The sequence below is a fragment of the Bacillus cereus group sp. Bce019 genome (assembly GCF_051781745.1).
In the GTDB taxonomy this organism is placed as follows: domain Bacteria; phylum Bacillota; class Bacilli; order Bacillales; family Bacillaceae_G; genus Bacillus_A; species Bacillus_A cereus.
In genome coordinates this window covers 184,400-210,322 of sequence record NZ_JBPWJX010000003.1, presented here as the reverse complement: position 1 = coordinate 210,322, position 25,923 = coordinate 184,400, and the positions used below count along the sequence as shown (strand labels likewise).

Sequence of the window (25,923 nt, the reverse complement as noted above, 5' to 3'; positions counted from 1 at the left end):
TATTAGGGGGATAAAGATAAAAATGCACATTAAAGATCGAAGTTCAATTCATGAAAATCAAGAAGTAGAAGCGTTTTGGAAGGAGCAATTATCTTCCGAGGTTCTCGATTTTTCTGTATTTAATAGCGATAACCAACTAAATAAAGAAACACCTTGTGAGTTCGTTCAAGTCATAGTGAATGTAGAGTTTAGTAAAAATATACAAAAAATATGTAAGTCTCAAGATTTATTATTATTTAGCTGGTTTCAAGCCGCTTTAAGGGTTTGTTTGGCACATTATACAGATCAAGAAAGAATTACTATTAGTATTCCTATAATTGAAAAGAATCTTGAACAAAGTGAGAATCTTAATAAGTTGATTCCTTTAGGAAGTGAAATTCATCCGCATCACACCTTTAAACAATTAGTAAATGAGATTGAACAAACGACTTTATTCGGGTATGAAAATCAGGAGTATCCGCTCTCTGAATTATTAGTTAAACACAATTTAACTCCTTTTCAAATTGTAATCGGGATGGAAGGATTACATAATGAAAATTCGCTAGAAGAATACGCAGAGAATAATTTAGTCCTATGGATACGAAGAAAATGGAATGAAATACATAATGAATTTGAATTTCAAATTTCTTACAAGTCCCGTTCATTCTCTTCTTTGCAACAGTTTGCCAATTCGTATTGTTATGTTTTAAAGCAAGTTTCACAAAACCCGAATTTGGCATTGAAAGATATTTGTATTATTGCAGAAGAAGAAAAAGAGTTGCTAGAAGGATTGAATACTTTTCAAACGGGCATAGACTTGTTTCAATCATTTCAAGATTTGTTTGAAGCGCAAGTATTAAAAACTCCAGATCAAATTGCTGTTGTTTGTAATGATCAATCTTTGACATATAGAGAATTGAATAAGAAAGCGAATCAATTGGCTTCTATTCTTCAAAGTAAAGGTGTTTCAAAAGAAAGTATTATTGGCGTTATGGTAGATCGGTCATTAGAAATGATTATTGGTATGATGGGGATTTTAAAAGCAGGAGCAGCGTATTTACCAATCGACCCTAACTACCCAACTGAACGAATTGAATATATGTTACAAGATAGTCAAGCAAAATATTTACTTAGTAAGCGAAAAGAGGAAGTATTGCCGCAATTTGCGGGTGAAGTACTGTATCTTGATAAAGAATATCTTTTCCAAGGTGAAGAAAGTAATTTAGTACGAGAACATAATCCTAATGATTTGGCTTATGTTATTTACACATCAGGATCGACAGGAAATCCAAAAGGGGTAATGATCGAACAAAAATCGCTAGTTCATTTTTTAAATGTAATGAGAGAAAAAGTAAAAGCTAATCAATCATTCTTGTTTCTTGCTAGTGTATCTTTTGATATTTCCTTGTTAGAAATATGTCTTCCTTTAACGCAAGGTTCAAAAGTAGTAATTGCTACGGAGGACCAGTTTGCAACAAAAGAATTGGCTCATTTAGTCAAAAAACATAAGGTGGATTTATGGGAATCAACGCCATCGCGAATGGAAGTGATTTTGAGTGATCCAGAAGGGGCAAATTTTCTAAAAGATTTAAAATCTATTTTATTAGCAGGAGAAGCATTTTCCATTGATTTGGTTGAAAAAATTCGTTGTATCAGTGAAGCAACAATTTTAAATATTTATGGTCCCACAGAAACAACCATTTGCGCAACAGTAAAAGACTTGAGCACTTCCAAAGAAGTTACGATTGGCAAACCTAACCCGAATTATCATTCCTATATATTGAATAAGTATGGCCAATTAAAACCATTTGGAATTCCTGGTGAACTCTGCATTGCTGGCGTAGCGGTAGCACGAGGGTATCTTGGTAAAAGTAAACTGACAGATGAAAAGTTTGTACCGAGTCCTTTTGCGGCAGGGGAAATGATGTATCATACAGGTGATCTCGTTCGTTGGTTGCCTAATGGAGAACTTGAATATTTAGGTCGAATGGATCATCAAGTGAAAATTCGGGGGTATCGGATTGAATTAAGAGAAATCGAAACTCAATTAAGGGAATATCCAGAAATAAATCAGGCTATCGTTGTTGATCAAGTGTATGGAAATAGGAAATTATTAGCTGCCTACTATGTATCGGATAACAAGGTGTCTTTTGGTGAAATCAGAAAATATTTAAGTGATAAACTACCTGAGTTTATGATTCCTGAAAAAATGATTCAGGTAGAAGAGATTCCATTGAATCCAAATGGAAAAGTGGATAGAAAAAGGTTATTGGATATAACACAAACGGATTATGTATCAATTCCATACGTTGCCCCACGCAATGAAATTGAACAAAAATTAGTGTGTGCGTGGGAAAAAGTTATGGAGATTGAGGGAATCGGTATTCATGATAATTTTTTTGCATTAAAAGGAGAATCCATTAAAGCACTTCAGGTAATTAATTTATTAAGAAAAGACTGCTTAAAAATAAGTACAACAGATTTTTTTAAGCACCCTACAATCGCTCAACTGAGTTCTTGTGTAAAGTTAGAGCATAAAGAGGAAAACTTTGAAAGTAGACCAACTCATGTTAAAGATTTGTCTAATCCATTTTCCTTAACAGAAGTTCAGACAGCGTATATGTTAGGAAGGAATTCACAGTTTGAATTAAGTGGTATTTCACCTCAAACATATTTTGAATATGAAACAGCATTGGATATCAATCGTCTTTCAAAAAGTTTTCAAAAGGTAATCCATCGTCATCCAATGTTGCGAGCTGTAATTTTACCAGAGGGAAAACAACAAATATTACAAAGCGTTCCTGATTACGAGATTGAAATAGTGAGTCTCATAGATTTAGATGATAGGAATCAAAATGCTCGCTTACAAGAAGAGCGTTCTCGAATGACTAACCATGTATTCCCTTTGGGGCAATGGCCTTTGTTTGAATTGAAAGCTTTTCTTTTAAAAGAAGACACGTATTTATTATGTTTTCGATACGATGCTTTATTAATGGACGGAGCAAGCATGAACATTGTTGGACAGGATTTGTTGCATTATTATTATAAACCAAATCAAAAATTAGAATCTTTATCTTTTGATTTTCAAGATTATATGTTTATCTATGATGAGATGGAACAAAGCGAAGAATATAAAACAGCAAAAGATTATTGGACAAGTAAGCTTCCTGACTTTCCATTTGCACCTTCTTTGCTGTTAAAAAAGGATCCAGCAGAGATTGCTACTCCTAAATTCCAATCACTTACAAAAATCCTGGACAATGAAAAATGGACAAAGCTACGAAAGTTAGCACAAGAGAAAGAGGTAACCCCTTCCGCTCTACTTTGTACAATATATGGTGATGTGTTGGCATATTGGAGTAATCAACGTCGATTAGCAATTAATTTGACTGTATTTAACCGTTATCCTGTTCATGATGAAGTAGAAAAGATTGTTGGAGATTTCACATCGCTTATTTTGCTGGATGTTGATGTAAAACCAGAGCAAAATTTCTTTACTAGAGTAAAAGAAACGCAATCTACTTTATTAGACGGCCTTGAACATCGTCATTACGATGGAGTTAACTTTATTCGAGATTTCACTCGATATCATCAAATGACGCCAAAAGCAGTTATGCCAATCGTTTTCACCTCGATGTTAGCAGGTGCAGGTGCTTTCTCTTGGGAACAACTTGGTTCTCTTCGCTATATTCATGCTCGGACTCCACAAGTATATTTGGATAATGTAGTAATTGAAAAAAATGGAGAGTTATTAATTAGCTGGAACTATGTTGAAGAGCTGTTTGATGTTGATGTAATAGAAGCAATGTTTTCCCAATTTGTTGACTTATTGGAACAATTGGTGAAACAAAGCGATATAACATCTTTGCAGATGAAAGAATCGGATCAAACTTTAATTAAGCAATACAATGAAACAACAGAAAAAATACCTTCAACAACTCTGTATCAATTATTTACAGACCAAGTAAAACGTACACCGGATGAAGTAGCAGTGGTATTTGAACAAGAATGGTTAACATACTCGGAACTTCATAAACGCTCCAATCAAATTGCCCACTTCTTAAAAGAGCAAGGCATTGGTCTAGGTGATAAAGTGGGGCTTTTAGCAAAAAGGCGAGTTGACACAATTGTTAATATGTTAGGTATTTTAAAAGCAGGTGCCGCTTATGTTCCGATTGATTCCGATCATCCTTTAGATCGCCAAACATATATTTTAAAAAATAGCTCATGCAAACTTTTATTAGAACCTAGCCTTTATGAAGAAAATGATTTGTCATTTTATACAACAGAAGATATGCCTGCTATTGCTGGTCCAGAAGATATTGCCTATATTATATACACTTCAGGAAGTACAGGAAAACCAAAAGGAGTAATTATTACTCACCAAGCGGTTACAAATACTATTCAAGACATAAATCAAAAATATGAGGTAAATGAAGATGATCGTATTATTGGTATCTCTTCCATGTGTTTTGACCTATCTGTATACGATATTTTCGGAGCTTTAAGCACAGGTGCAATGTTGGTGATGATTCGTGATCCAAGAGACATGCAAGAATTAATCCGCACTGTCGAACGTAGAGGGATTACAATTTGGAATACAGTGCCTGCAATCATGGATTTGGCATTGGATCAAGTAGGTTCTCATTTTGAACATTCTTCTTTACGTTTAGTTTTACATAGTGGAGATTGGATTCCGCTTTCTTTACCAGAAAAAATAAAACGACATTTTCCGATTGCAGAAGTAGTTTCACTAGGAGGGGCAACAGAAGCATCGATTTGGTCAATTTATTATCCGGTCAAACAAGTGAAATCACATTGGAATAGTATTCCATACGGGATGCCCTTGGCAAACCAAACGTATTATGTGTTGAACTATGAAAAGAAAATGTGCCCTGTTGGTGTAATTGGAGATTTATATATCGGGGGAGTGGGCCTTGCTAAAGGATATTTAAATGATGAAAAGAAAACAAATGAAGCGTTTGTGTCACATCCTGATTTTGGTCTTATATACAAAACAGGAGATTGTGGAAAAATGCATTCTGAGGGATATATTGAATTTTTAGGCCGCCAAGATTACCAAGTGAAAATTCAAGGATATCGAGTAGAGTTAGAAGAAATCTCTCATTGTCTTCTAGCTTATAAACAAGTCGAACACGCTGTCGTAATTGATCAAACAGATGAGAACGGAATAAAATTTTTAGTTGCATATGTGGTAACTGAGCGAAATATTAGTACAACAGAACTACGAAAACATTTGCGAGATCACTTGCCAGATTACATGATTCCTTCTTATTTTGTTTATTTGGACCAATTACCCTTGACTCCAAACGGTAAATTAGATAGAAAAGCGCTCCCTACTCCAGAGAAACAAAAAAATGAAGTATTTATTGCTCCAAAAACTGAAATGGAAAAAATATTAACTAGTATTTGGCAAGAAGTACTCAAAATAGATCAAGTTGGAGTAAATGATCATTTCTTCGCCTTAGGTGGAGATTCGATAAAAGCGATTCAAGTGTCCGTCAGACTGTATCGACAAGGATTTGAGCTTGAACCAAAAAATCTATTTTCATTTCCTATATTAAGGGACATGGTTCAATTTGTTAAAGAGCTAGACCATTTTTCAAGTTCACAAACAAATGATGTAAACATAATGAACGATAATAAAGCTGCATTACTAAATATTAAAGATAAACAACTTAATCAACAAACGCTTACCAAAATACAAGAAAAAATGCCGGATATAAAAATAGAACATATTTACCCGTTAGCACCTTTCCAAGAAGTTATTTATGAACATGCTACGAATGAACCTGATACAAATGCATATTTTGAACAAACAATTTGGGCTCTTAAGGGGGAGCTGGATATTAAACTCTTTATTCAGTGTTTCCAACAATTGGTTAATCGTCATGATTCTTTAAGAACAATAATTGTGCAAGATGAACAAGCAAAACCTTGGCAAGCTGTTCTATATGATGTTCAAATAAATTCAGAAATAAAAAACTTGATTGAGATGACGAAACAAGAACAGCAAGAATTCCTAAAACAGTGGATGAATGAAAATTTAAGTCGAGGATTTAAAAATGATGAACTTATGACACGTCTCTGTATATTCCAACTAGGTAATAACGAGCATAAGGTAATTTGGAGTTCCCATCATCTGTTATGTGATGGTTGGAGCGTCAGCATTTTGATAGACGAATTATTCCAGCTCTACGAAACTACAAATGCGGGAACTATGGTGGAGTTACCTATGGTAAAACCCTTTGAAACATTCATAGACTGGACTTTGGCACAAGATCATGAGAAAGCACGTCATTTTTGGCGAGATTATTTATCAGGATACAATCAGAAAATTAGTATTCCTAAAAAGAAAGTCCCATCTAAAAGTGAAGGGTTAAACTTCACTTTTATGGATTTAACATTAGACAAGGATTTGACTAATCAGTTACAGACATTTGTAACTAAAAACAATATAACTATGAATACAGCACTACTAGCTGTATGGGGAATATTACTTGGCAAATTCAACGGAACGAAAGAAGTCGTATTGCCTAATCTAGTATCAGTCAGACCTCCCGAAGTAGAAGGAATTGAAAATATGTTCGGTCTGTTCACAAATGTTTTGCCTATCCGATTAGCATGGACAGAAACGCAATCTTTTGTGGATTTCCTACAAAAGGTACAACTAGAGACATTGAAATGTAATGAGTATGCATACTATTCATTTGTTGATATACAAAAGCAAAGTGAATTAAAAACAGAGTTGACTGACCATCTTTGGGTTTTTGAAAACTATCCAACTAATCCAGCAATCTTTTCTTCAAATGAAAACAGACATTTTGCTATCACGGATTACGAAGTTGTTGATGAGCCACATGTAAGGTATGGAATTATGTGCTTCCCTGAAGAAAACCTTACAATAAAGTTTGGATTTGATCAAACCGTATATGAAGCAGAGAAAATACAGGGAATATTAAATCACATCCATGGATTAATCAACATGATTCTTCAAAATCCAATACAAGCAATTGGTGATTACAAATTATAAAAAATGAAAAGGCGAGCAAGAACTCGCCTTTTTAAATAGAATAGGAGTAAACCAAATGACAAAAAACTTGCAGTTATCAGCCGAAGAGATGCGTCAGTTAGGATATCAAGCGGTTGACTTGATTGTTGATCATATGAATCATTTAAAAAGTAAACCAGTTTCAGAAACGATTGATAGTAATATTTTTAGAGACAAGCTAATTGAAACGATTCCGGAAAACGGATCTAATCCAAAAGAATTACTTCATTTTCTTAATAACAATGTGTTTAATCAAATTACTCATGTGGATCATCCTCATTTTATGGCTTTTGTACCAGGTCCTAATAATTATGTTGGTGTATTAGCAGATTTTTTAGCAAGTGGGTTTAATGTATTTCCTACAGCTTGGATAGTAGGTGCAGGTGCCGAACAAATTGAATTAACGACAATTAACTGGTTAAAATCAATGCTAGGATTCCCTGATTCAGCTGAAGGACTATTTGTCAGTGGTGGTTCCATGGCTAATTTGACTGCACTTACTGTAGCGAGACAGGTTAAGTTGAATAATGAAATCGAAAATGCGATTGTTTATTTTTCTAACCAAACTCATTTTTCTGTAGATCGAGCGCTTAAAGTATTAGGTTTTAAACAGCATCAAATTTGTCGAATTGAGACAGATGAAGATTTAAAAATTTCAGTTAGTACTTTAAGAAAGCAAATAAAAGAAGATCGATTAAAAGGAAAAAAACCATTTTGTGTTATTGCGAATGCAGGGACAACGAATTGCGGAGCGGTGGACTCCCTCGATGAATTGGCTGATGTATGTGGTGATGAAGATATATGGCTACACGCGGATGGGGCTTATGGAGCTGCAGCAATTCTCAGCGAAAAAGGAAGAGAGTTGTTAAGAGGAATTCATCGTGTTGATTCTTTGACGTTAGATCCGCATAAATGGCTTTTTCAGCCTTATGATGTTGGTTGTGTACTCATTCGAAATAGTCAATATTTAAGTGAAACGTTTCGTATGATCCCAGAGTATATTAGGGATACGGAAACTAATATAGAAGAAAAAGTGAACTTTGGGGAGCGTGGAATTGAACTTTCTCGTAGATTTAGAGCATTAAAGGTATGGCTTTCTTTTAAAACATTCGGAGTTACAGCTTTTCGTGAGGCAATTGATCATGGCATTATGCTAGCTGAACAAGTTGAAGAATTTTTAAGGAAAGAAAAAGATTGGGAAGTAGTAACACCTGCCCAATTAGGAATTGTTACTTTTCGTTATATTCCATGTGAGCTAACATCTACAGATACAATTCATGAAGTAAACAAAAAATTGGTGGAAGAAATTAATCAAAGAGGATTTGCTATGCTAAGTACGACTAAATTAAAAGAAAAAGTAGTAATTCGACTTTGCTCTATCAACCCAAGGACAACAAAAGAAGAAATACTTCAAATCATGATGAACATAAAAGCATTGGCAGAGGAAATAAACACATCGTCTAAACATCTTATATCTGTTTCTCAACCTTGATATATTAGGCGGATTTTACATATTAATAGCCGATTTCAAATGAGAATCGGCTATTATATTTAAATGATAATAACACTCACAAATGTATACTATTTATGAGTGTTTCTCTTGTAATGGGATTAAGCCTCAACCTTAGATACTCGTTTGAACCCAGTTTTTATTGCTTGTACTATTTCGTTCACAGCATAAATAGATACATCGGCATTTGGATTTAACCCTTCAAACCAGTGATAGGCATTTGGATATAAATGAAACTCCACATCAACACCAGCTTGTGCTAGTTTGCTTACATAGGTTAATGTTTCGCTGCGGAATGGATCTAATTGACCAACAAATGTGTAAGTATACGGTAAGTCACTATAATCCTCAGCTCGAGAAGGTGCTGCATAGGCAGGGATTTGATCCGTTCCATACATTTCTCCTAAATACATTTTCCAGCCAGCTTCATTTGCCTTTTGGTTCCAAACAAATCCCTCTTTAATTTCATTCGCTGAAGGTGTATCATTTCTGTCATCAATCATTGGATATAGTGGCATTTGTAAACAAATTGAAGGATATTTTCGATCTCGTGCTAATAATGATAATGCTGCTGTTAGTCCACCGCCAGCGCTTACTCCTGCAACCCCAATTCGATTCGAATCAATGTTTAATGACTTTGCATTATCAGCAATCCATTTTAAAGCTGAATAACAATCCTCAATTGGTGCTGGGTAAGGGTGTTCAGGTGCTAAGCGGTAGTCTACAGACACGACCACACAGCTAGCTTCTTTTGCAAACCTCATACAAGTATCATCGTTATCATCTATAGACCCTAAGATATAACCTCCACCATGTATCCATAATAAGACAGGTAAAGATTCATGATTTGATTTTGGACGATAAATTCGTAATGGTAACGGATTATCATCAGGCCCAACAATGACTTTATCTATTAAAGAAAGGGAGTCATCAACAACGGTAGGTGGTCTCATTTGAGCTATTCCTTCTCTGATTGATTGCAAATTTTCTGGGCGTAAATCGAGATCCGGAAACATCTCTAACCCTTGTAATAATTCTGGATTTACTCTAGTTTTCATTTTAGCACCTCTATTTGTAATTGTTTTCAAATAAATGAAGTGTATTCTAAGTAGTTTAATTGTGAAAGAACACCACAATTAAATTGTAAATTGGATATGTTATAACGGTCAACAGAATATTCGGAAATTAAAACCTTTCTCAAGGAGGAGTTTCATGCAATCAATAATACAAGTAGTGGATTTAAGAGCAAAGAGGTTTAATGTCGTTGTAATTATGTACATTAGAAAAATTTCTTTTCTAGACTCATGAAGAATTATGAAAAGCAAAATTTTATAGATGGTTATCTTAAAAATAAACAAAGAGAGAAGAACTAACCAATGTTCTTCTCTCTTTTTCATATGTAATTAGGGTATCCATAACTGTAAATATGGATGGTATAGATTAATGGATGAATAATTTATTTTTAAATTAATAACGTAATACATAAAGATTTTTGTATGTAATATTTCATATACAGGGACCACTGGTGAAAATGCTGAGCAATGTTTTTCCATATGGTAAATTAGTTCCTTAGTTATTTATTTTATTTTATTTTATTTTATTTTCAATCGTGTAAGGCTTGGGGCTAAGATTTACAAAGGTGACTAGTAAAAAATATAACAATACAAGTATAAGATTTTGTACTTAGTAATCTCGCGATTTAAGGCATGACATTGATAAGTGTGGGGAGTTCAATCGATTTTGAATAAAATCAATAGTATCAGTTGCAATTTTTTTACGTTTAAGAACGATCCCGGCATGCCCGCATGTATAAATATATCGTGGAGGTCTTTCCCAAGATTCCCACAAGTAGTCTGTATCCTCAGAATGCACATATAGATCATGCTTACCTGAAATTAATAAAATATTTTCTTTTTTTACTTTTGGCAATGCTTGACTCGGTTCAGTGATTTTCCAATAATCTATTAAATCATCATACGTAACACCATGATGTTCCAAGTCTTCTCTAATAAATTTACCCGGAATTGTATTCCAAATAGAATAAGAAAGTCGATTTGCATAGAAAATGGATGCTAACACATCAATTTCTTCTTCAACAAGAGAGGTTAAGTTAGTAATAAATCCGCCTAAACTAATCCCTATTAGAATCAGGGGACCATTTTTATTTGCTTTAATCCATTTAATCAAAGCTCGTAAATCAGCTATCGCTTGTCTAGTTGCTTGTACTGTTCGTTCAATATTTGCACTTACCATATACTCTCCACTGAATAAGGATTGATCGGGTTTTCTTTCAAAATGATAGGGTAGAGTGAAATAATACATATTCCACTTCAGGTTGGTCATATGGTCGTGGAATATTTTTTTTACACGTTCGTTAGAATCCATTCTCCAACCGTGAACAAAGATAATATGAGGTGCATTTTCATTTTTATGTAAGAATAATTCCCCAGTTACAGAGTCGTTGCGTGAATCACCGGATTGAACTGAGCTTTTATATTTGAATTGCCCAGCCATGTATTCCTTTTCCTGTTTTGAATGCTTAATGTCAAAATGAATATGTGATGGTTTTACTTTATAAAAAGATTCTATGTCCTTTATATTTAATGAAGTGTTAGAAAGGGAAGTATACTGAAACGCTACACTTCTTTTTTTGTGTAAATCATATAAGGCGTACCGATCAATGAGTTTTGAAAAAATCAAATTAACCTCCTCCAAAATACATATTGTTTAAAACATGGACAAAATTTATGGTGTAAATTAATTATAAAATATTCTCTTTTCCTAATAGTAGGTGATAAATTTGCATATCATATTATAAAGCTTGCAATAAAATAAAACTATAAATAAATTATACTAAAATCTAAAAAGCAATTTAATATTCTTATTCATATAAGAGAATATTAAATTGCTTATTTTCGTATTAAAAGATGCACCTTTTAAAGTGACGTGATTTGTATGAGATACAGTAACTATATTAAAATCCCTATTATAGATATCCAAATAGGTTTCTCTATATTTATTGTATAGAAATTACACAGTAAATATTTTTTGTGCTACATACATTAAATTAATCTTAACCTTTTCTTTTATATAAATTTATTAAACGGAATAACTCCTTACCAATATTCAAAAACGGCTGCGTTTTTGAATTTGTGTTCTAGCTTTTCTGAAACAGGTAAATAACTACACATAAACTCCTTATATCTCTAGTTAAACTACCGATTAGCTCCATATAAACTCTAGATAACCTATATAGAATACAAGTTATCAAGGAGGTAAGAAAAATGAATTTTATGAAACGAGCAATTCTCAGTATGAAAAAAAGGATAGGAACATCATTAATTTTGATGGCAGTTTTTCTGATTGTTACAAATTTGGTTCTTTCAGGTTTTACAATCCAAAATGCGTCAAAAAAAGCAGCGGATGCTGCGAGAAAAAAACTTGGTGCAGATGTTACTTTAGGTCTTGATTTCGACAAATTAGGTCAAAAAGCTAAGGAAACTGGAGAAATGCCAAGTCCGCAGCAGCTCGATACAAAAGAAACAGAACAATTAGCGAAGTCCAAGTATGTAAAAGACTATAATTACATAGCTAACACTTTCGGTATTTCTGATGGACTTAAACTAGTAGGAGCTTCAGAAGGAGAAGAAGGTAAAGGTAAAGGTAAAGCGGGAGTAGCGGCTGTGCGAGGCGGTTCAAGCTCTGGTACAGAAATAGATATGAATGCTTCTTTTATGATTGAGGGAGTCCGCAAGACTGCATTACAAGAAAGCTTTAAAAACGGAAAAAGTAAAATCATTGATGGAAAACCAATTACAGAGCAAATGAAGAATCAGAATGTAGCTTTAATGGAAAAACGATTAGCGGAATTAAACAATTTGAAAGTAGGAGACAAAGTTAAAGTGCAATCAGGGGATAAGAAGGAAACCCTTGAGGTTGAAATTATCGGTATTTACGAAACAAATGAGCAAGCAATGGGTCAACAGGCTCCTCCTATTATGGATCCGGCTAATAAACTATATATGCCGCATTCAACTATGAAAAAATTAGAAGTAGACCAAGGTATAAGTAGTGTTCAAGTCGTGTATTTCTTGAATGATCCACAATATATTGATGCATTTAAAAAAGAAGCAAAAAAATCTAATATTGATTTTAATTATTATAAATTAGATGCGCATGATTCATTGTACAAGCAAATGATTGGTCCTATTGAAAATATCTCTTCGACTTCTCAAATGATCATTTATATTGTATCGATTGCAGGTGCGATCATTTTAGGATTAATCATTATGCTATCAATTAAAGGGCGTCGTAAAGAAATGGGAATTCTATTGTCTATTGGAGAGAAAAAGTGGAAACTGATGGCGCAATTCGTAGTAGAAGTAGTGTGTGTCGCTATTTTAGCATTTGGATTATCCATAACAACAGGAGCTAAAGTTTCTCAATATATCGGGGATAATTTACTTTCGAATGAAATTGCTACTGCGAGCGAAGAAACAGATACCTCGCAACATGGTACTGTAATGATGGCTCGACCTGGTGGTACTCTACAAAATCAAAAAGAAGATCCAATTGATAAAATTGATGTAAGTGTAACAGGAGAAGATGTAGGGAAAATGGGGGGGATTGGACTAGGTATTGCTATAATAGCAACGCTTCTTCCAGCATTATCTATTCTACGTTTAAACCCAAAACAAATTCTTTTAAAAGATGAATGAGGAGGCTCGATATGGAGACGATTTTACAGTTTAAAAATTTGGATTATTATTATGAAAGTAATGGGAAAAATGTAGCGATACTAGATAATGTTAACTTTTCTTTTCAAAAAGGACATTTCTACACGATTTTAGGACCATCTGGATCTGGTAAAACCACAACTCTGAGCTTAGGTTGTGGACTGGATGTCCCTAAAAATGGTTATGTACTGTATAATGGCAAAGATATTAGAAAAATTGGTTTGGATCGATACCGTAATCAAAATGTATCTGTAATTTTCCAATCTTATAACTTAATTACCTATATGACCGCTCTTCAAAATGTCTTAACAGCAATGGAAATTACAGGTGTTAAAGTGCAAAATAAAACAGCAAGAGCATTAGAATTATTAAAGAGGGTAGGACTCACAGAACTTGAAGCGAAACGAAACGTATTGCAACTAAGCGGTGGACAACAACAGCGTGTAGCAATTGCTCGAGCACTATCTTGTAATGTTGATTTACTGATTGCAGATGAGCCGACAGGAAACCTCGACGAGGAAACCGCAATGGATATAATAGAACTGTTTCAAGAACTTGCACATAAAGAGAATAAATGCATTATTGTTGTGACTCACTCACAGGAGGTTGCTAAAAAATCAGATCGTGCAGTGTATTTAAGTAAGAAGAAGTTAGTCATAAATGAAATCTAATATAAACATCGTAGCTGTTTAATTCACATATTTTTCAAAAACTAGACCTTTAAAAAGCTTATATTTGATTTATAATAAAATCAAGCCATAATCAAAATGGTCTCCCTGTACTGAATGTTAAAATAGTTTGTCGTTCCCGTTTTAATAATATTTTTAAAAGAACTTGTAGGATATTCTACAAGTTCTTTTTATTATAATTGGTTACCTATCATGGGATAATTACACATAAAAAACGGGACAATACCTAGATATATAATCTAAATGCTGTCCCATTTACCTGTGTATCTGTATAGTTATTGTAGAATCAAACCTACAATCATAATTAAACTAAATACTATCATCCAACCAAAGGCACAATAGCCAAAAATACTAATCCATTTAGGTAATTGATTCATGTTAATTTTATTTGTGGGAACTCCTTGCATAGAAAACATCATTTTTTGATCTCTATCTCTATTATTTTGTTGTTCATACATAATATCATCACCTTTCCAGAACTATTGTGTTTATAGTATATCAGCCTAAATAAAATTATGTACAGAATAAGAGGGGATAACATATATATTATGTGGTGAATTTTATAAATAAAGACATTTAATTGCCATGGTTCTAAGCGCTAATCCGTTATAAATTCTGAAAAAGAGCCCTACATAAATAGGACTCTTTTTCTTCAAATATTAAGTTGCTGGATATACATCAGAACCAAGGTAACGTTCTTTTATAATTTGAAGATGATGAAGCTCATGACCAGCAATGATGTATGCTAATGCATGAACTGTAACTTCAGAATTATTCGCATTTCCTCTTTGTGACCAAGCTTCTTTATCTAAGCTTCTAAGTAAATACAGGGTAGATTGGCGAACAACTATTAAATTCTCAAGAAGATCTTGCATAGATTGCTTATCAAAAGCAGCTCTAAGAACATACATATCATCATTATAGCCTGGAAGTTCTGCTGTCTCGCCTCGAGCGATAGATAGCAATCGATACGCCATAATCCGTTCTGTATCTGCTATATGACCCATTACTTCTTTTATACTCCATTTAGTAGGAGCATACCGGAAAAGTCCCTCACTATTAGAAATTCCCTTTAATAAAAGATTCGTTTCCTTCATTTGTTGTTCTAGAATATGTATGATATTTCCGTCTGATACTAAGTTGGTATACGTTGCATAATAGGAGTTATATTCACTTACCTTTGGTCTTATTTGCATACGAATCATCCTTTTTGTTTTATGTTTAATCTTTACATATAGCTTATCATAAAAGAATTCCAAATTAATCTGAAAAATGGAGGCAAATATGCATTTTTCATCCTCCTTTTTAGTTTCATAGATGAAATGCATCTCAAATAAGAGAATCTAATTTGCGCTATGCGGAATTTCGTTTTTTTGCTGTTATAGTAGAAGATAAATATGTAAATTGAATACAGTTTGTCACTACTTATGATAATCGCCATTTAAGAAGCAGCATTTGTCCATTAAGTGAAAAACCTGTTAATAAGTTTATATTTACTACAAAAACAAACAAACTCGTCCTATTTAAAGGAGAGTTTGTTTGTTTTTGTGTTTAGATAATGGAATACTCATGCGAAATTGCACACTATGTTCCATATTTTTTATTGAATACTTTATATCTAGCGTTTCAAGAATTTGTTTAACAATATATAACCCCAAACCACTTCCTCCAGTATTTCGATTTCTTGATTTTTCAATTCGATAAAATGGTTTGAAAATTTGTTGTAAATCTTCATCTTTAATATTGACACCTGTATTTATAATTTGCATTTCGATTTGACCTTGTTTCGAATCCTCACTTAACTTTATATAGACTTTTTCATTATGTGGTGAATACATAACCGCATTGTGAATAATATTTTTACATGCTTTTTCTAAAAGAGCACAATCTGTATAAATAGAAAGATCAGAATCAATTTCTTTTATTATTTCGATGCTCTTTTGAGAAGCAAAAAATTCGAGATCTTTTGTGATTGTACCTATTAACTTTGAAGGATTAACTTTCTCTACTTTTAGTTTGAAGGTGTGTTGTTCTAATTTCGATACGCTTAAAATTTCACGAACTAATTGTTCCATACTTTCAATAATTTGATGATTTTTCTTTAAATATTGATCGCGATTTTGATAAGGGCCAATATTATAAATCATCCCTTCTAAGTAGCCTTTCATTACAGTAAGAGGGGACTTTAATTCATGTGCTACAATCGCAAAAAACTCTCTGCGTTTTGTTTCTATTTCTCTTTCTTTTTCAATATCATTTTTTAATTGTTCATTTGCTTTTTTTAAATCAAACATAGCTTGTTGTAAGTTAATAGACATGTCATTCAAACTATTAGACAATTCTCCTAACTCATCTGTAGAGCGAACCTCAATTTTTTCGGAGAAATCTAAATTTGCCATCTTTTGTGCACCTTCATTAATATAAATAAGTGGCTTTGTAATAAACCTGGAATAAAAATAAGCACTCCCTATACCAATTACAAGTACAATGATACTAATATAGGGGAGAAAGCGTACTAAAACCTGTGAAGCTTCATCAATCGGTTGAAATGTAGCAAAGACTATAAGCGTTAAACTACCATCTTGGAATTGAATTGGTTTCGTAACGTTATATGAATTGCTAAGGGTACTTGCATTCTCGAATCGTGTTGCTTTAGTAACTACTGTTTTTTGCGTACCACTTTGAATAAAAGAAAATGAAGGAGAGTAAATAATTACTCCTTCTTTATTTTGAAGGTAAAGCATCGCATTATTTTTTTTTGCGTATTCATCAAAAAGTGGTATCGCATCTTGAAACGTAAGATTTTTAGACTTATCAATGATTTCGTTTATCCCTGTTTGAAGTTGATCTGTTTTATATTGCTCATAAAATGTAGGAAGAAAGAAGTATAAAGTTAAATAAATCAATACTGCAAAGGATAACAAAATGAGAGATGTAGTCATAAAGAGTTTATAAGTGATTTGCTTCATTTTCATGAGTTTCACAATACTATTCATCAATTTTATAACCAATACCCTTTATTGTTTTAATATAAGGGATAGCTAATTTTTTGCGTAGGTTTTTAATATGTGTATCAATTATTCGTGTTTCTCCAAAATAATCGTACCCCCAAACTTTCTCTACGATATTTTCTCTTGTAAGTACTTTTCTCTCATTTTGAAATAGTAGTTGTAGAATTTCAAACTCTTTTGTCGTTAATATAATTTCAACGTCATTTACATACACTCTATATGCATCCACATCGATACGAACTTCTTTAAATATCAAATGATTATTTACATTTTTATCATAACTTCTTCTAAGTACAGCTTCGACTCGTCTAATCAAAACATGAAATGAAAAGGGTTTTGTTATATAATCATCGATCCCAAGATCGAATCCTTTCATTTGATCTTCCTCTTCTTCCAACGCAGTTAGCATAATAATTGGTACGTTTGACTGACTTCGGATCATTTTAGAAACTTCAAATCCATTAAGATTGGGCATCATGACATCTAGAAGAATTAAATCAAAGGATTGCTTATTAAATTGTGTCATACCCTCTAGTCCATCTGAAGCGACTACCACTGTATAATGCTGTGTCATTAAAAATTGTTTAATTAATTCCTGAATTTCTTGATCGTCCTCAACCACGAGGATATGATAATTTTTCATAATATCACCTCTGGTAGTCATTATAGCCGTACAATCTGGAGTTTATGTGGAGATACAGTAGTAAACTTCATAGGACGTTTACTACCAAAAAGTATTATTAGCTATATTCCTTTTTTATGGAGAAATAATTGCTTAAAAAAACTTATCGTATGAATTGATGTACGATTAATATTTACGAAAAACTAATGTATAATAACGTGAATTGTATGTAGTTTCTTAAAATTTGCGAAAATATACTTTTGCTTCTTTACCAAAAGAGGAAAAGGAATTTCAATATAGAAGAAGCTACCGTAATACTAGAGTGTGTGCCAAGAACTTTGGATTTCTTTCATCTATTTTCTATTTAATCGTTAATCACTACATAACAATGTTCTTGCTAAACCAAAAGTTTAAAGGTACAAACTTGGAGAGATTTATATAATGCTAGAAAGGTTGTGAAATGATTTGATGGGTTATAAAGCGATGCTGTTTGATTTAGATGATACATTACTTGATAGGAATAAAGCAGTAGAGGCATTATTTTTAATTGTTTTAGAAAAGTGTTATGAAAATGTAGATGGTGCGGCTAAAAGCAACATGTTACAGAAATTCAAAGAATACGATAAAAGAGAATATGGCATAAGTAATAAAACGACAGTTTTAGAATCATTGTTTGATGAATTCACGCCAAGGTATAGATTGCCACGCAATTACATCCAAGATTTTTGGAATAATAATTTCCCTAGATGTTTTTCAATAGACCAAAATACTATTCATTTCTTAAATCAAATAAAGAAGCACTGTAAAGTTGGAATTATAACAAATGGCTCAACTCAGAGGCAAAAAGCTAAAATATTTAACACGAATTTAAATAAGTATTTTGAAACAATCATTATTTCTGAAGAAGTGGGATGTAGTAAACCTGATAAACGTATATTCGAACTAGCATTAAATAAGTTAAATTTACAACCGGAAAATACTTTATTTGTTGGGGATGACTTAGAAAAGGATATTGCTGGTCCTCAAAATGCAAATATAAAAGGTGTGTGGTTTAACCCTCAGAAAATCAAGAATACTACCAAAATACAACCATATGCCGAGATTAACACTTTGGATAGTTTGTTAAGTTATGTTACTCCACAATATTTTTATAACAAGTAAAAGTAATCCCATATATATATTAAAAAATATAAAAAAGAGAAACTATCATTAATTTCATTGACCGTATTAGTAATAAAAAATAGAGGCGATTTTAATAGCTGTGGCTAATTTAATCTATGATTAATACGAAGTTTTGTAAAACAATTTTACTCATACTGTGTAAATTATAAAGGGGTAGTGTATAGTGATAATAAAGTTATTGAATTTTGATTAAAAAAGATAAGAGCCTTACTACATTCTATATGCAGCAAGGCTCTTTAAAGTTGTTTCAAATTATATCCATCTGCTTATGTAATGTTTAAAAAATGAATAATAAAGTTGTTTACTTCTTATTAAACTAACGCCCCCGTTAGTTTAAGTGTAACTCTTCACAATTATTTGATATTATATAGATAAATAGAAATATAAATCAGAATTTAGTTTATAGTTATAAAAATAAGTTATTTATACCCTTATAATTCTTCAGAAAGGAGAGTGTATGAAAAAGACTATTGTTTTTGTATTAACGATATTTATATTATTCTCAGGATTCGCAACACAAAGTTATGCGTTGTCAGATTCGAAATCTGTGGCAATACAAGCATTGCTAGATGATGCCTGTCGTACGTCAGGTGTGCCTGGAATGTCACTCTCAATACTTGCTGATGGTGAAGTGTTCTACTTTTCTTCTGGGTATGCAGATCTTGAAAAGGGACTGTCTGCAAGTGAAAATACACTCTATGAGTTGGCCTCGGTGAGTAAAGCTTTTACTGGTATGGGGATTTTGCTATTGGAAGAGCAAGGGCTGCTATCAATGACTGACCCTATCCAAAAATATTTACCTTGGTTTACGTTAAAGTATCAAGGTAAACCTGTTGATATGCAAAACCTTACACTAAATAACTTTCTTCACCATACCAGCGGCCTAACAAATATTAGACATCTTCAAAATATTCCACAAGGTAATACGCCTGATATGTTGCAAAAGACTGTGGAAACGCTGGTAGATGCAGAATTGGCGTTCTCTCCTGGTGAACAATATAACTATGGAACCGTTAATTATGACGTATTGGGTTTGGTTATTGAGATTGTATCACGACAAAGCTATGAAGACTTTATGAAGGAGCAAGTATTTCTACCCTTAGGTCTTCACCAGACGTATGTTTATAAAGAAGATGCTCAAGCCACTGGACAGTTAGCACAGGGTTACCGTTCTTCCTTTTTTATAACAACTCCATTTAACGCTCCGTATTATACCGGGAATAAACCTGCCGGCTATATCATTTCTAATACAAAAGATATGGCGCGTTGGATGGGCATACAGATGGGTATCGTGCAGGACATACCCGAAATATTTCACAGGGCCATCGAAAAATCACATAGAGGTGATATGTCTGTTTCGGCTGTCAATGATATGTATTATGCGGCAGGTTGGTCGGTAAACGCCGAACAAACGTTTATAGAACACACTGGGGGTAATCCAAATTTTAGTACCAAAGTAGCCATACTGCCAAATGAAAGAACAGCCATCTGCTTACTGAGCAACGGCGCAAATACCAATATAAACCTGGTACTACAAGTTAAAAATATATTAAACGGCAATCTAACTCAGTCATATGAGATAAGTGGCACACAGCTTTTGGACATCATTTTGTCGTCTACCACAATTATTCTTTGCCTATTAGCTGTTCTGTTATTTTTCTTAGGATTAAGAAAAAGGAAAACGAATGAGCAGCAGCCAATGACAAAAAAGAGAACAATCGTAACAATTATTTTCCTAATCGCTACGATTGCCCAGTGTATAATGTTTTTTGCCTTCGATTGGTCAACGATACTTATTTGGCAAACATATAGTGTTCTTACAGCTTTAATTTCGTCAACATTATTAATAGCAAGCATTACTTGGTTTGTATATACTCACCGATTAGATGCCTCGGTCCGAAAATAAGTACAATGTTAAGTAAATAAATCTTAATTTATCGATATCCTTAATTAAAAAAACAGAAGACACTTCTCCTAGTTAAACCCACTTGCTATTTCTTCTACTAACCTGCCTCGTTAGTAGAAGAAGAATTTTTAAACTACTATATTATTTTTTAAATGACTTTATTGTAAATTAAACAACTTTATTATCTCTGTACAGGTGGGACTATGGAAATAAAGAAAGTAGTAATCGATGGAATCAATATTGCGGTCATTAGAAACGATAAGGTATTAATATCGGATGTTCAGTCTGCATTAGATACTATGGCAACAGTTCAAAATGAGGTAGATGCGAAACATATTATTATCCATACATCTTTAATAAGTGAAGATTTCTTTGACCTAAAAACACGGTTTGCGGGTGATATCCTTCAAAAGTTTATAAACTATAAGGTAAAGATTGCTATTGTTGGAGATTTCTCTATGTATACTAGTAAAAGCTTAAAAGATTTTATTTATGAATGTAATAAAGGAAATGACATTTTTTACTTAGCAACTGAACAACAAGCAATTGAAAAACTAAGTACATTAAAGTAATAATTATATCCTGCTAAATTCCCCCATTTCACTTAGTTCATAATTATATACAATATAGAAGAACTGATGTTTGTGGTAAACTAAGAGATGAATAAAGGGGGAGTTTTTTTGAACAATTTTAATAATATAATCCAAAATTTAAATAATATAGTTTACAAACCTAACAACTTAATGATTACGAATCTAAAAGAAGAAAAGCAAAACGCAGAATATGCCGGATGTTTATTCCACTTAAATAACAAAACCATTCGTTTTAGAAAATCAAAAGTTACACCTAATAAAATTGGTCAATTTGTTTCTTTTTGGGAGAAAGATGAAAATATGCGAAATAGAGCTTTCTCTTATGAAGCTGCTCCTGATTTATTAGTAATCACTTGTATTGCTGATAATAAACTAGGGCAATTTATTTTTCCTAAAGAGATTCTTCTTAAAGAAAAAATATTGAGAACACAAAGTCAAACAGGGAAAATGGCAATGAGAATTTATCCTGTTTGGGATACCACTGTTAGTAATCAAGCTAAAAAGAGCCAAACGTGGCAACTTCAATATTTTGTTGATTTAAGTGATAGTAATAATTTGCCTATAGATAAACTATTAAATTTATATTCGTAGCTTTTGATTTGCCCCAAAAAGAAGTGATTACAAAAAACATGTGTAATGACACCTCCTATGTGAATCGTAATTTTTGTACCGGTACAGTTAAATGAAATGTACATTGTTACAGTGCCCCTTAAAATTTACAATCAGCATATATTATTTAAACTTATAAATTTTTAAGGGGTGCTAAATATGACAAGTTTACAAGATCAGCTTTTCACAAGATTAAATCTTAAAAAACGTAATGATGTAACGTTTGAAGAATTACCTACCATACTCTTTTCGTTTGCGCATACTATACCATTTGAGAATTTAGATGTTATAGCACGAAATACGAATCAAATCTCTCTGGAAAACTTACGAGAGAAAATTTTAACTAGTTCCCGTGGTGGACTTTGCTACGAATTAAATACTCTTTTTTACTATTTCTTAAGAGACTGTGGCTATGATGTACAACTGGCATTAGGTACGGTGTATAAAAACGATATAAATGCATGGGCACTTGAGGATGGCCATATAACAATTATTTTAACTTATGATAATGTACAGTATTTAATTGATATAGGTATAGCTTCGTTAGTACCTCTTGTTCCTGTACCTTTTACTGGCGAGTCGGTTTCTTCAAAAAATGGTTCGTACCGGGTGAGACGGAAAGATACGAATAAAGGAAATTATGTTTTAGAAAGAATAGATGCTGCTGGAGAATGGAAAGTTTGTCATGCTTTTTATAAACATATTATTGATGAGATAGTAGTAAATGATGTTCAAAGAAGAGTGATAGAAGATGAGAAGTCTATTTTTAATAAAGGACCAATTGCAGTAAAGTTGACGAACTCTGGCCATATTTCATTAACGAATACAAGTTTAACCGAAATTATTCATGGGGAAAAAACTAAGCGTGAAATTACAGAAGATCAATATAAAGAGTTTTTATATACTTTATTTGCTATTAAGTTATGAATAATAAAGATAGCCGGTTCTTATTCAGAAGCGGCTATCTTTATTATTTTTGGTGTAAATGATTTTCTTCTAATATGTTTCGGAAACTGCGGTATAGTTAATGTTTTTAATGTTTCCTCAGCTTCTTCATATGTATGAAAAATTGGTTCTTTTCCATCATCCCCTTGTAAAACTAGCCCTTCATCTCGGATTACATATGGCATAAAACCACCCCATCTAGTAAAGAATTATGTTCTTTTGCAGCAGAATAATACGATTTAAAGTTTGATTTTCTTAATACATATAATACACTAGAACAGTACGAAAAAGTATGTACAATGAATTTTGAATGTAAAGGAAGATTATTATGTCAGTTATTGATAAATTGAAACTTAATAAGTATACAAATATGGTCGTTATTAACGAACCAAGTGATTATGACATTTTTACAGGTAAAGAAACTGCATTCTCAAAAGAACACGATGCTATCTTTATATTTGTAGAAACGCTTGATGAAATGGTGAAACAAACGAATTTTATTATTAGTAATGAAGAATTACTAATTGAAAAAGGTTACGTATTCTTCGCATATCCGAAAAAAGGTAATGCGCGTTATAGTACGTTTATTCACCGTGATGAAATGTTTCCGGCATTAAACGTTGGAGAAGATGGTTATGTGGGAGAAAGCGATATTAAATTTGCACGAATGGTAAGTATGGATGAAGTCTTTACTGTTGTTGGTTTAAAACGTGAAAAGAAAAAAACAACAAAAACATCTGCTATGAGTCAATGTGTTGCCGATTATGCAGATCGAATTAAAGATGTTGAAGCATTATTAGCTAATCATCCGAATGAACTTAAGTTTTATCAAAGTTTAACGCCTGGATACCAAAAAGATTGGGCACGTAATCTTTTTTCTGTGAAACAAGAAAAAACACGTGAAAAACGTCTAGAGAAAATGATAGAAATCCTTTCACAAGGCTATAAAACAATTGAATTATTCCGTAAGAAGAAAAAATAATGATTAAGGAAGTCACAATGCTGCAACAATTAATTGTGATGAGTACATTGAAAAAAGCATTCCTTCCATTATACTAAGGAATGTTCTTATATTTATATAATTAGCAAAAGAGAAAAGGTGTTTGAAATGAAATCGTATATTGTAGTTGGATCTGGAATTTTAGGAGCGTCTACTGCTTATCATCTTGCTAAGGCAGGTGCGAATGTTACTATCGTGGATCGCCAACAATTAGGGCAAGCAACTGATGCAGGAGCAGGTATTGTATGTCCATGGCTATCACAGCGTCGTAATAAAGCATGGTATAAAATCGTTAAAGGTGGTGCACGTTACTATTCTTCGTTAATTCAGCAATTAGAAGAAGACGGTGAAACTGACACAGGATATAATCGTGTAGGTGCAATTAGTTTACATACTGACGAGAAAAAGTTAGATCAAATGGAAGAGCGAGCTTATAAACGACGTGAAGATGCCCCGGAGATTGGTGAAATAACTCGCTTATCAGCTGAAGAAACAAAAAAATTATTCCCAGCATTATCAGACGAATATAGTTCTGTTCATATTAGTGGTGCTGCACGAGTAAATGGAAGATTATTACGCAATGCATTAATAAGTGCTGCGAAAAAACATGGTGCAACTTTTATAAAAGGCGATGCCATATTAGTCCGTGAAGGAAATCATATTACTGGAGTTACAGTAAACGATGAAACAATTTTAGCGGAAAAGGTTATTGTAACTGCAGGCGCATGGGCGAATGAAATCTTGAACCCATTAGGAATTAATTTCTTAGTTACATTCCAAAAAGGACAAATTGTTCATCTGCAAATTGAAAATACAGCAACAGAAAATATGCCAGTTGTTATGCCACCGAACGATCAATATATTTTAACGTTTGACAATGGGCATGTCGTAATTGGTGCAACACATGAGAATGATACTGGTTTCGATCATCGTGTAACAGCAGGTGGTTTACATGAAGTATTTCATAAGGCATTAACAGTTGCGCCTGGCTTAGAAAATGCTACAATGCTTGAAACGAGAGTTGGATTCAGACCATTTACACCAGGATTCTTACCTGTTATCGGACCGCTACCTAACTTTGAAGGAATTCTCGTTGCGAATGGATTAGGAGCTTCGGGTTTAACAGCTGGTCCATATCTAGGAGCGGAACTTGCTAAACTAGCGCTCGGACAAACGATTGAATTAGATTTAAATGATTATGATGTTGCTGGCGCAATTGAATAATATAGGGTACTGCTAACATTTAGGAAAAACCATGCTAAACAAATTCGACAAGAAATAATCAGTTTTTCCTCTGTTAAGAGTAAGCCTGTTTATGAAAAATGAAATTATTTAAAAATAGAGGGCCGACATTATAAACCTGCATTAATAATGTAGAATTGTGATGGCGGCTCTTTATTCATATTGATTTAAAACTTATTTTCGAGAGGAGGTTAAGTAATGAGAGCGCCATATCAAGTATTGATATTTCCTTATATAAAAACTGCCGATTCTATTCAATATGCCATTTTTAACCGAAGTGATTATGGTTATTGGCAAGGAATAGCTGGTGGCGGAGAAGACGGTGAGATTCCTATTGAATCAGCAAAACGGGAAGCGTTTGAAGAGGCTCGTATTACAAGAGAATGTCCATATATACAATTAGATTCTGTGTCTTCACTATCAGTAGAAGATGTAGTTGGAGGATTCCTTTGGGGAGAAGAGGTTTATGTAATAAAAGAATTTTCTTTTGGAGTTAAAGTCCCTACAAAAAACATATCATTATCTAAAGAACACTTCAATTATAAATGGTTATGCTTTGAGGAAGCAGTAACGCTTTTGAAATGGGATAGCAACAAAACAGCATTGTGGGAATTAAACAAAAGACTATTAAAACAATAAAAGTTTTTGCTAACAAAAATAGTTGTGGAAGAAGAATTGAACCATTAACAAACCCTTGCTACACTTCTAAACAATGTTTTATAGATTTGGCATGGGTAATGAACGAAGAGAACTTGTACTAAGAAAAGCCCTATACAGTTGACTCTGAAAAAATGAAAATAATTAGAAATATTTTTATATCGTACGGT

General features: G+C 33.0%; 19 protein-coding genes. 12 read left to right on the top strand and 7 right to left on the bottom strand.

Annotated features, from left to right (window positions below; all coding sequences use genetic code 11):
* Positions 1 to 22 precede the first annotated feature (22 nt).
* Both ACS2QP_RS07220 and ACS2QP_RS07215 read left to right on the top strand, forming a co-directional pair.
* Complete coding sequence (locus ACS2QP_RS07220; protein ID WP_061457315.1) at positions 23 to 7,033, top strand: non-ribosomal peptide synthetase; 7,011 nt, start codon at positions 23 to 25, stop codon at positions 7,031 to 7,033.
* Positions 7,034 to 7,088: 55 nt separating this feature from the next.
* Positions 7,089 to 8,543: a pyridoxal phosphate-dependent decarboxylase family protein gene (locus ACS2QP_RS07215; protein WP_438882270.1), complete on the top strand. Its 1,455-nt coding sequence runs from the start codon at positions 7,089 to 7,091 to the stop codon at positions 8,541 to 8,543.
* A gap of 119 nt (positions 8,544 to 8,662) precedes the next feature.
* Here ACS2QP_RS07215 and ACS2QP_RS07210 read toward each other — a convergent pair whose 3' ends face one another.
* Complete coding sequence (locus ACS2QP_RS07210) at positions 8,663 to 9,619, bottom strand: alpha/beta hydrolase (protein WP_103622010.1); 957 nt, start codon at positions 9,617 to 9,619, stop codon at positions 8,663 to 8,665.
* Positions 9,620 to 10,244: 625 nt separating this feature from the next.
* On the bottom strand, positions 10,245 to 11,261 hold the full coding sequence (locus ACS2QP_RS07205) for an alpha/beta hydrolase (RefSeq protein WP_121868263.1): 1,017 nt from the start codon (positions 11,259 to 11,261) through the stop codon (positions 10,245 to 10,247).
* Between the two features lie 584 nt (positions 11,262 to 11,845).
* Here ACS2QP_RS07205 and ACS2QP_RS07200 point away from each other — a divergent pair.
* Together ACS2QP_RS07200 and ACS2QP_RS07195 are read left to right on the top strand one after the other, a co-directional pair.
* Positions 11,846 to 13,279, top strand: a complete 1,434-nt coding sequence (locus ACS2QP_RS07200; protein ID WP_326265722.1) for an ABC transporter permease — start codon at positions 11,846 to 11,848, stop codon at positions 13,277 to 13,279.
* 11 nt (positions 13,280 to 13,290) lie between these two features.
* Complete coding sequence (locus ACS2QP_RS07195) at positions 13,291 to 13,968, top strand: ABC transporter ATP-binding protein (protein WP_000447856.1); 678 nt, start codon at positions 13,291 to 13,293, stop codon at positions 13,966 to 13,968.
* 293 nt (positions 13,969 to 14,261) lie between these two features.
* On the opposite strand, the gene ACS2QP_RS07190 is transcribed toward ACS2QP_RS07195, so the two are convergent.
* The 4 genes from ACS2QP_RS07190 to ACS2QP_RS07175 all read right to left on the bottom strand — a co-directional run bounded on the left by ACS2QP_RS07190 (position 14,262) and on the right by ACS2QP_RS07175 (position 17,640).
* Positions 14,262 to 14,444: a hypothetical protein gene (locus ACS2QP_RS07190; RefSeq protein WP_000273239.1), complete on the bottom strand. Its 183-nt coding sequence runs from the start codon at positions 14,442 to 14,444 to the stop codon at positions 14,262 to 14,264.
* A gap of 201 nt (positions 14,445 to 14,645) precedes the next feature.
* Positions 14,646 to 15,182, bottom strand: a complete 537-nt coding sequence (locus tag ACS2QP_RS07185; RefSeq protein WP_332283015.1) for a DinB family protein — start codon at positions 15,180 to 15,182, stop codon at positions 14,646 to 14,648.
* A 327-nt stretch (positions 15,183 to 15,509) separates the two neighbouring features.
* Complete coding sequence (locus tag ACS2QP_RS07180; RefSeq protein WP_078401664.1) at positions 15,510 to 16,961, bottom strand: sensor histidine kinase; 1,452 nt, start codon at positions 16,959 to 16,961, stop codon at positions 15,510 to 15,512.
* A 13-nt stretch (positions 16,962 to 16,974) separates the two neighbouring features.
* On the bottom strand, positions 16,975 to 17,640 hold the full coding sequence (locus ACS2QP_RS07175; protein WP_000800727.1) for a response regulator transcription factor: 666 nt from the start codon (positions 17,638 to 17,640) through the stop codon (positions 16,975 to 16,977).
* Positions 17,641 to 18,087: 447 nt separating this feature from the next.
* On the opposite strand from ACS2QP_RS07175, the gene ACS2QP_RS07170 reads away from it, so the two are divergent.
* The 5 genes from ACS2QP_RS07170 to ACS2QP_RS07150 all read left to right on the top strand — a co-directional run bounded on the left by ACS2QP_RS07170 (position 18,088) and on the right by ACS2QP_RS07150 (position 22,836).
* Complete coding sequence (locus ACS2QP_RS07170) at positions 18,088 to 18,780, top strand: HAD-IA family hydrolase (protein ID WP_326265282.1); 693 nt, start codon at positions 18,088 to 18,090, stop codon at positions 18,778 to 18,780.
* A gap of 478 nt (positions 18,781 to 19,258) precedes the next feature.
* Positions 19,259 to 20,707, top strand: a complete 1,449-nt coding sequence (locus ACS2QP_RS07165; protein ID WP_063536539.1) for a serine hydrolase domain-containing protein — start codon at positions 19,259 to 19,261, stop codon at positions 20,705 to 20,707.
* 203 nt (positions 20,708 to 20,910) lie between these two features.
* Positions 20,911 to 21,279: a DUF4180 domain-containing protein gene (locus ACS2QP_RS07160; protein ID WP_438882269.1), complete on the top strand. Its 369-nt coding sequence runs from the start codon at positions 20,911 to 20,913 to the stop codon at positions 21,277 to 21,279.
* Between the two features lie 108 nt (positions 21,280 to 21,387).
* On the top strand, positions 21,388 to 21,891 hold the full coding sequence (locus ACS2QP_RS07155) for a MepB family protein (protein WP_001058863.1): 504 nt from the start codon (positions 21,388 to 21,390) through the stop codon (positions 21,889 to 21,891).
* A gap of 177 nt (positions 21,892 to 22,068) precedes the next feature.
* On the top strand, positions 22,069 to 22,836 hold the full coding sequence (locus tag ACS2QP_RS07150) for an arylamine N-acetyltransferase family protein (RefSeq protein WP_000202746.1): 768 nt from the start codon (positions 22,069 to 22,071) through the stop codon (positions 22,834 to 22,836).
* 20 nt (positions 22,837 to 22,856) lie between these two features.
* Here ACS2QP_RS07150 and ACS2QP_RS07145 read toward each other — a convergent pair whose 3' ends face one another.
* Complete coding sequence (locus tag ACS2QP_RS07145; protein WP_199630293.1) at positions 22,857 to 23,039, bottom strand: hypothetical protein; 183 nt, start codon at positions 23,037 to 23,039, stop codon at positions 22,857 to 22,859.
* Between the two features lie 143 nt (positions 23,040 to 23,182).
* Between ACS2QP_RS07145 and ACS2QP_RS07140 the strand changes: the two genes are divergently transcribed.
* The 3 genes from ACS2QP_RS07140 (at position 23,183) to ACS2QP_RS07130 (ending at position 25,735) form a co-directional block, all read left to right on the top strand.
* The gene (locus tag ACS2QP_RS07140) at positions 23,183 to 23,836 is read left to right on the top strand and encodes a YdeI/OmpD-associated family protein (RefSeq protein ID WP_000110844.1); all 654 of its coding nucleotides are present in this window, start codon (positions 23,183 to 23,185) and stop codon (positions 23,834 to 23,836) included.
* A gap of 126 nt (positions 23,837 to 23,962) precedes the next feature.
* Positions 23,963 to 25,078, top strand: coding sequence for an NAD(P)/FAD-dependent oxidoreductase (locus ACS2QP_RS07135; RefSeq protein ID WP_000844384.1), 1,116 nt, complete (start codon positions 23,963 to 23,965; stop codon positions 25,076 to 25,078).
* A gap of 216 nt (positions 25,079 to 25,294) precedes the next feature.
* Positions 25,295 to 25,735: an NUDIX hydrolase gene (locus ACS2QP_RS07130; RefSeq protein WP_416810086.1), complete on the top strand. Its 441-nt coding sequence runs from the start codon at positions 25,295 to 25,297 to the stop codon at positions 25,733 to 25,735.
* Positions 25,736 to 25,923 lie beyond the last annotated feature (188 nt).

Bases quoted from the DNA above. Each gene is read 5' to 3' on its own strand.
- ACS2QP_RS07220 (WP_061457315.1), top strand. From the start codon at position 23: ATGCACATTAAAGATCGAAGTTCAATTCATGAAAATCAAGAAGTAGAA.
- ACS2QP_RS07215 (WP_438882270.1), top strand. From the start codon at position 7,089: ATGACAAAAAACTTGCAGTTATCAGCCGAAGAGATGCGTCAGTTAGGA.
- ACS2QP_RS07210 (WP_103622010.1), bottom strand. From the start codon at position 9,619: ATGAAAACTAGAGTAAATCCAGAATTATTACAAGGGTTAGAGATGTTT.
- ACS2QP_RS07200 (WP_326265722.1), top strand. From the start codon at position 11,846: ATGAATTTTATGAAACGAGCAATTCTCAGTATGAAAAAAAGGATAGGA.
- ACS2QP_RS07195 (WP_000447856.1), top strand. From the start codon at position 13,291: ATGGAGACGATTTTACAGTTTAAAAATTTGGATTATTATTATGAAAGT.
- ACS2QP_RS07190 (WP_000273239.1), bottom strand. From the start codon at position 14,444: ATGTATGAACAACAAAATAATAGAGATAGAGATCAAAAAATGATGTTT.
- ACS2QP_RS07185 (WP_332283015.1), bottom strand. From the start codon at position 15,182: ATGCAAATAAGACCAAAGGTAAGTGAATATAACTCCTATTATGCAACG.
- ACS2QP_RS07180 (WP_078401664.1), bottom strand. From the start codon at position 16,961: ATGAAAATGAAGCAAATCACTTATAAACTCTTTATGACTACATCTCTC.
- ACS2QP_RS07175 (WP_000800727.1), bottom strand. From the start codon at position 17,640: ATGAAAAATTATCATATCCTCGTGGTTGAGGACGATCAAGAAATTCAG.
- ACS2QP_RS07170 (WP_326265282.1), top strand. From the start codon at position 18,088: ATGGGTTATAAAGCGATGCTGTTTGATTTAGATGATACATTACTTGAT.
- ACS2QP_RS07165 (WP_063536539.1), top strand. From the start codon at position 19,259: ATGAAAAAGACTATTGTTTTTGTATTAACGATATTTATATTATTCTCA.
- ACS2QP_RS07160 (WP_438882269.1), top strand. From the start codon at position 20,911: ATGGAAATAAAGAAAGTAGTAATCGATGGAATCAATATTGCGGTCATT.
- ACS2QP_RS07150 (WP_000202746.1), top strand. From the start codon at position 22,069: ATGACAAGTTTACAAGATCAGCTTTTCACAAGATTAAATCTTAAAAAA.
- ACS2QP_RS07145 (WP_199630293.1), bottom strand. From the start codon at position 23,039: ATGCCATATGTAATCCGAGATGAAGGGCTAGTTTTACAAGGGGATGAT.
- ACS2QP_RS07140 (WP_000110844.1), top strand. From the start codon at position 23,183: ATGTCAGTTATTGATAAATTGAAACTTAATAAGTATACAAATATGGTC.
- ACS2QP_RS07135 (WP_000844384.1), top strand. From the start codon at position 23,963: ATGAAATCGTATATTGTAGTTGGATCTGGAATTTTAGGAGCGTCTACT.
- ACS2QP_RS07130 (WP_416810086.1), top strand. From the start codon at position 25,295: ATGAGAGCGCCATATCAAGTATTGATATTTCCTTATATAAAAACTGCC.